Source organism: Anaerozeibacter quisquiliarum (assembly GCF_051162045.1).
Classification (GTDB): domain Bacteria; phylum Bacillota; class Clostridia; order Christensenellales; family Aristaeellaceae; genus Anaerozeibacter; species Anaerozeibacter quisquiliarum.
This window is the reverse complement of record NZ_JBISDI010000067.1, coordinates 1-6,126: the sequence shown is the minus strand read 5'-3', so window position 1 is coordinate 6,126 and position 6,126 is coordinate 1. Positions and strand designations below refer to the sequence as shown.

General features: G+C 56.7%; 6 protein-coding genes. 5 read left to right on the top strand and 1 reads right to left on the bottom strand.

The features are described from left to right. The 5 genes from ACH6CV_RS17815 to ACH6CV_RS17795 form a co-directional block, all read left to right on the top strand. On the top strand, positions 1–749 hold a 749-nt coding region (locus ACH6CV_RS17815; protein WP_456359568.1), incomplete at its 5' end, for a peptidoglycan-binding domain-containing protein. Positions 750–955: 206 nt separating this feature from the next. Continuing rightward, positions 956–1,249 (top strand): hypothetical protein, encoded by a 294-nt coding sequence (locus ACH6CV_RS17810; RefSeq protein WP_456359567.1) that lies wholly within the window; start codon positions 956–958, stop codon positions 1,247–1,249. 12 nt (positions 1,250–1,261) lie between these two features. After that, the gene (locus ACH6CV_RS17805) at positions 1,262–2,407 is read left to right on the top strand and encodes a tyrosine-type recombinase/integrase (protein WP_456359566.1); all 1,146 of its coding nucleotides are present in this window, start codon (positions 1,262–1,264) and stop codon (positions 2,405–2,407) included. A gap of 821 nt (positions 2,408–3,228) precedes the next feature. Continuing rightward, on the top strand, positions 3,229–4,347 hold the full coding sequence (locus tag ACH6CV_RS17800) for a helix-turn-helix domain-containing protein (protein ID WP_456359565.1): 1,119 nt from the start codon (positions 3,229–3,231) through the stop codon (positions 4,345–4,347). Positions 4,348–4,370: 23 nt separating this feature from the next. Beyond that, the gene (locus ACH6CV_RS17795) at positions 4,371–5,270 is read left to right on the top strand and encodes a CPBP family intramembrane glutamic endopeptidase (protein ID WP_456359564.1); all 900 of its coding nucleotides are present in this window, start codon (positions 4,371–4,373) and stop codon (positions 5,268–5,270) included. A 525-nt stretch (positions 5,271–5,795) separates the two neighbouring features. On the opposite strand, the gene ACH6CV_RS17790 is transcribed toward ACH6CV_RS17795, so the two are convergent. Next, positions 5,796–5,933, bottom strand: coding sequence for a hypothetical protein (locus ACH6CV_RS17790; protein WP_456359563.1), 138 nt, complete (start codon positions 5,931–5,933; stop codon positions 5,796–5,798). Positions 5,934–6,126: the final 193 nt, after the last annotated feature.

The window sequence follows — 6,126 nt, the reverse complement described above, 5'->3', positions numbered from 1 at the left end:
TCCACCGCATGCCGGGCGCTGCGGTGTTCATTCACAACGGCTCGTATGTGAGCCACGTGGGTTTCCTCTGGAAGCCCGTGACGAGCGGGAAGCCCGAGGGCGACTGGTGGGTCATTGAGGCGCGGGGCGTCATGTACGGCGTCGTGGCCACAAAGCTGAACGCCCGTGGTTGGAACCGATGGGGGCTGATGATCAAGTATTTCGACTACTCGGACGTGAACCAGCGTGACGATCAGGGGGTAGAATTCGGGCACCGAAAGTTGTCCTACGGCGATACCGGCGCTGATGTGAAGGCGCTGCAGGAAGCGCTCATATCTTTGGGCTATTCCTGCGGGAAGTGGGGCGCGGACGGTGAATTCGGCAAAGCAACAAGAAGCGCGGTCGTCGCCTTTCAGTCGGCGAACAGCCTCGTGGCGGATGGCATCGTTGGCCCCAAGACGGTGGCGGCCATCAATGCGTTGCTCCCCGAGAGCGGTGAGGAACCCGAAGCGTCCGACGGTCAGGAACCTACCAAGCCACAGATCAAGGTCACGGGCGGTTCGGTCTATCTGCGCACACACCCGGCCACATCAGGGGCCGTCCGCGCTGTCGTCCATCTGGGCGATCTGCTTCCGAGTGCCGGTGACGCCGTGAACGGTTGGTTCCCGGTCGTCCGCGATGGCGAGGTGTGCTACATCTCTGGGAAATACGCCGAGAAAATGACGTTCCAAAAATCCAACCGAAAAATCATTGCCCGCGATTCGGTTTAGCACCGGGCCGCAGCTTTTTGCATTTTGGGACAAACGCCGTCCACCGATGTCCACATATGCGTTCTTCCTGTTAGTAGGTAAAGGGAGTCACTGCGTGGATTGTTGGACAAAAAGAGTTATCTTGATAAACTCGCTCAACAGAGCAATCATGTCTGCTGACGCCCGAGACAATCCGTTTTTGTGAAAAACATGAGGAGGTTGTTGACATGGAGATGAATCGACTGAATGACATGCTGGAGAGGTACGGTGAGGTTTGTACACAGAAGGTCGCGGCGCAATTGTTGAACGTAGTGCCGCGTACCATTTCTCGGATGATGGACGAAGGTCGTCTGCGTCGGGTAGATCGCCGCGTCGATGTGCGTTCCATCTGCGAATACATCGAAAACCCGAAGAAGTCGAACTTCATGGCAAGAGCCAACAACACCCGACCCAGGACCGGCATCAGCCAGGGCGATTTCCTCGCGGCAGCGCGTACCGGCAGATGGGCACCCAGAAGGTAAAGGAGGTCAACCATGGGCAAGAAAACACCGACCGGCAAGTACCGGGGGAAAGTCACCATTGGCGTTGATCAGAACGGAAACTCCATATACAAATATGTGAGCGCGCCGACGCGGCGGGAACTGGAAAACGTCAAGGCGGCTGTCAGGGAGCACTACATCTTCGGAAGAGAGATTCCCAGAGATCAACAGTTTTGCGAATATGCAGAGCAATGGTACACGTTGAAAAAGGAACCGTTCATATCCGATGCAAGCCGTTCTTCCTACAAGTCCTGTTTCATGAAGCACATTCTGCCGGAATTCGGCTTGCAGCAGATGAAAGCGATCTCGGCCGCGCAGATACAGGAGTTCGTCAACCGCTTTGCAGGCACAAGCAAATCTCAGATTACGATGATCATCGGTACGCTGAAACAGATATTCTCGTCCGCTTATGCAGACGGCATGATCGAGCGTGACCCGACGGTTGCACTCATCCGACCGAAGGCGTCGAAGAAGGATGCTCGTCGCCCGCTGACGAAAGAGGAAACGGCTCGAGTGCTTGAAGTCATACGGATCCATCCGGAAGGGATGTTTCTGGCGGTGCTTTACTACCTTGGGGTTCGGCGCGGTGAAGCGCTTGGGCTGAAATGGGGCGACTTTGACTTCAAGGAAGATCAGGTGCACATTCAGCGGGATATTGACTTCACCGGGTCGACGGCCTGTGAAGGTGAGCTAAAGACCGATGCGGCGGACAGGTACGTCCCGGTTCCTTCGGAATTGAAAGAGATTCTGCTGGCGAATCGAGAGACAAATGATGCCTACTTATTTCATGCGAAGAAGGGCGAACCTTTCTCGCAGGGCACGTACAAGAGAACTTGGGCGCGGCTGATGGTCGCCTGCGGCTGCGTCGAGTGGCGCGAGGTCAAAGAAGGGACGAGCAGACCGGACGACATCTTGAAGCAGGTCAAGCCGTCCATCACGCCGCACTTCTTCCGGCACAACTATGTGACGCTTCTCTATGAAAGTGGTGTTGACCCGCTCGTGGCAATGAAGATCGTCGGCCACACGGACTACCAGACCACGGCGAATATCTACACGCACCTGAAGGAGGAAACGCTGAGAAAGGCCTCCGTCAACATGGAGAAGGTATTCCGAAGCAAGGCGAGACGCGATGACGATTAATGAGAACCTATGAAAACGGGTGGCGACTCAGGGATAATCCTTGAGCGCCACCCGCTTTTTATGTCACTCAACGTCGGACTTCGCCCGTACATTTACGCCCATTACCGTCCGTGTCTCCTGATGCCTGAAAGGGAGATCTGCCCCAGACAAAAAGATACACCAATCGCCTATAATCCGTTGTTGACCCATTGTATCGGAAAGGGGGCATGTCCGTCCATGTCCGAAAGTACCAAAAAGTCATATTAAAAATCCGGACTTGCTTTCACAAATCCGGATTATTCTGGTCGAGGTGACAGGATTTGAACCTGCGGCCTTTTGGTCCCGATATCGAACGGACGTTCCGATTATGTCTGCCAATGTCCGCTTAAGTCAGGAAGGAAAGGCCCTCAAATCGGCATAGCCAGACATGCCCGGACAGAATCCGATGCAAAATAGTTGCACGAAAACGGCCAATCTAACGGCCCCTCCCCTACCGGTTTTGCATGACACCGGTGTCAAATTGCAAGCTGGCGATTTACCATAATGCGCTACTAGAAAGTCTTGTTATCAGCAGTGTATGGCAACTCATTTTTGCTAGAGATTAACCCTTGATGATCGGTAAACGCTTTCTTATTTCACTGTGTTGCGACACTCATGTTTGTAACTACGCGAACTCGGATTTTTCGCTCAAAATACTAACTGGTGTCGCGCCCACGAAGCCGAATTGATTTTGTCACCAAAGGCAGTGGTAAAGCGTAGGTTGATTTTTTCTACAGTAGTAAACCACCGATCCATTGCGTTTCGACGTGGAAACGCCTAGAATACACCCGGGGGTGAGAAGAATGCGGGAGATCAACATCGCGAACGTGCTCATCAAAAAGCGCAGGGAAAAGGGCATTACCCAGGATGAGCTGGCAAACTACATCGGCGTGTCCAAGGCGTCAGTCTCAAAGTGGGAAACCGGGCAGAGTTATCCGGATGTCACGTTCCTTCCACTGTTAGCGGCGTACTTTGACATCAGCATCGACGACCTGATGGATTACAAGCCGCAGATGCCGAAGGAGGACATCCGCAAGCTGTATCTGGCCCTGTCGGCAGATTTCGCGGCCCAGCCATTCAAAACCGTGCTCGGACGCTGCAGGCAGGTGGTCAAAAAGTACCATTCCTGCTTCCCGCTGCTGCTTCAGATTGGGCTATTGTTGATGAACCACGCGGAGTTGGCCGGGGACAGGGATGCGCAGATGGCGCTGATTGCGGAGGCAAGGGTACTGTTCCTCCGCGTCCGCGAGGAGTCCTGCGAAGTCCATCTGGCGCAGCAGGCGGTGAACATGGAAGCGCTGTGCGCGCTGGCAGCCGGCGATGCGACCGCGGTGATCGACCTTCTCGGCGATACTGTCGCACCCGCGATGGCGCCGGAAGTGCTCATCGCCTCAGCGCTCCAGGTTAAGGGGCAGCCGGAGGAAGCAAAGACGGTGCTGCAGGCCGGGATCTACCAGAACATCGTGCTGCTGTTCAACTACCTGCCGTCTTACCTAACGCTCAGCGCCTGCGACCCTCCGCGCTTCGACGAAGCGCTCCGGCGTGCGCTTGCCGTATCGGAGGCGTTCGACATAAGGCGGCTGCACCCCGTCGTGCTCGTCGGCCTGTACCTTGTAGCCGCCCAGGGGTTCATGCTACAGGGGAAGCCGGACAGGGCGGTGGATATGCTACGCCACTACGCCGACATCATCACAGGAGACATCTACCCGCTACGATTAAAAGGCGACGGCTTCTTCGACCGGCTCGACGGCTGGCTAGAGGAACTGGATCTGGGCACGGGGATGCCGAGGGATGAAAGGACGATCCGGCGCAGCATGACGGACGCGGTGATCCGGAACCCGGCGTTTGCCCCGCTGAAGGACGATCTGGCCTTCCGCGGCGTCGAGGCCCGGCTTATTGCGAATGCCCCGGAGCAAACCTGATGATTGATAAAGGAGAGACAACTATGACCGGCGAAATGTCGCAGGTAAAAAAACGGATTTTGATCTTCACCATACTGGCTATGGCGATCGCCTGGACTGTGTTCATGATCGTACCCCTCAGCGGGATGATCTACGGGGGCAGCATGACCTCTCAGCTCATCGTCGGCGCGGCGATGTTCGCGCCGGCTCTTGCCAGCTTGTTGACGCGGCTCACCACCCATGAGGGTTTTGGCAAAATGTATCTGCGCCCACACTTCAGGGGGCACGGGAAGGCCTATCTGGTACTGTACTTCGGCCCGACGCTTTTGATCATCGCAAGCTGCGCGCTGTACTTCCTGGTCTTCCCGGGCACGTTCGACCCGTCCATGACCATGATCCGGAAGACGCTGGCGGCTTCCCCTGCTGGCTTCACGCCGCCGGTCATCTTCCTGCTCACGGTCGCGTTGATCCTCACGGCGGGTCCGGTGGTCAACATCATCCCTACGCTGGGCGAGGAACTAGGCTGGCGTGGATACCTGCTGCCCAAGCTGCGTGAACTCACCTCCGACCGGGCGGCGCTGGTCATCACCGGCGTGATCTGGGGCTTCTGGCACTTCCCAATAATCGTGATGGGGCACAACTACGGCACGGGGTACTCAGGCTATCCCTGGCTGGGGATTCTGGCGATGATCATTTTCTGCATCTCACTGGGCATCGTCGAGGGGTACGCCGCGATCCGGCTGGACAGCGTGATCCCGGCCGCGATGATCCACTCCACAGTGAACGCTGGCGCGGGGCTACCGGTACTCCTCTCAACGACAGGCTCCAACACATTGCTCGGCCCAGCGATCACCGGATTGGTCGGTGGGATCCCGCTGATGATCCTGGCGATCGTCCTTCTTGTTAAAACTTCCGCTCGGCAGAACGTGGATGTGAAAGCATAATTTCGCCTGGTGTTCGCGACGAAATCTCTATTATTGACGCAAACAGGCATGTCGATGGATCATCACAGGATACTAAAGAGCAGTATGCCTCCCAAGACACAAAAACCCCGGCGCTGGGCCGGGATAATCAGTCGTCGTGGCTTAATCGTCGGTACTTTCCGTAGTCGCCGCGCCCCTCCTGCCCTTGCCTTTGCCCGTAAGCTTTCTTGCCGGTGCGTCGCACTGGGCTGCACGGCGACCTCGGTGTTCTCCGGCTCCGCCGTGATCACCAGCCAGTGCATCCACCGGCTCGCCGGCCGCCTGCGCATCCTCCATCGCCTTAGTCAGGGCCTCCACCATTCTAGCAGAGTACGATACGGCGGACTGCGCTGCCTGAGGCTCCGCTTCCCCGTCCACCTCGGCTGACACCGTCGCCTGTCGCCCCTCTCCTAGGGCCATGGGTTTCCGCGTCCTCCGCTCCCGTGGCTGCGGGAATTCCTCTGGCAGCACGCCCGGCTCGAAAAAACTTGAATGTGATAGCGCCGCTTAGCGGTACGTGATACTCCAGCTTTTGAGCACGTCCGGGATCTCGATGTTCTTGTACCGCTTGATCTCTTTGCCCTCCACCTGCAGGCATACCGGAACCGCGTCCCTCAGTTTCGCCGTGAGCTTGCGGATTTCCATTGCGATTTCCTCCGTAAAGTGTGATGTGCCTTGCGGCTGAGTCACAGCTTACGGATTCATGGGTGGAAATCAAGCTCAAAGAGAGCGCCACCCGCTTTTTGTCCCTCAACGTCGGACTTCGCCCGTACATTTACACCAATTACCGCCCATGTCACCTGATGCCCGAAAGGGAGATCCGCCCCAGACAAAAAGA

Bases quoted from the DNA above. Each gene is read 5' to 3' on its own strand.
- ACH6CV_RS17810 (WP_456359567.1), top strand. From the start codon at position 956: ATGGAGATGAATCGACTGAATGACATGCTGGAGAGGTACGGTGAGGTT.
- ACH6CV_RS17805 (WP_456359566.1), top strand. From the start codon at position 1,262: ATGGGCAAGAAAACACCGACCGGCAAGTACCGGGGGAAAGTCACCATT.
- ACH6CV_RS17800 (WP_456359565.1), top strand. From the start codon at position 3,229: ATGCGGGAGATCAACATCGCGAACGTGCTCATCAAAAAGCGCAGGGAA.
- ACH6CV_RS17795 (WP_456359564.1), top strand. From the start codon at position 4,371: ATGACCGGCGAAATGTCGCAGGTAAAAAAACGGATTTTGATCTTCACC.
- ACH6CV_RS17790 (WP_456359563.1), bottom strand. From the start codon at position 5,933: ATGGAAATCCGCAAGCTCACGGCGAAACTGAGGGACGCGGTTCCGGTA.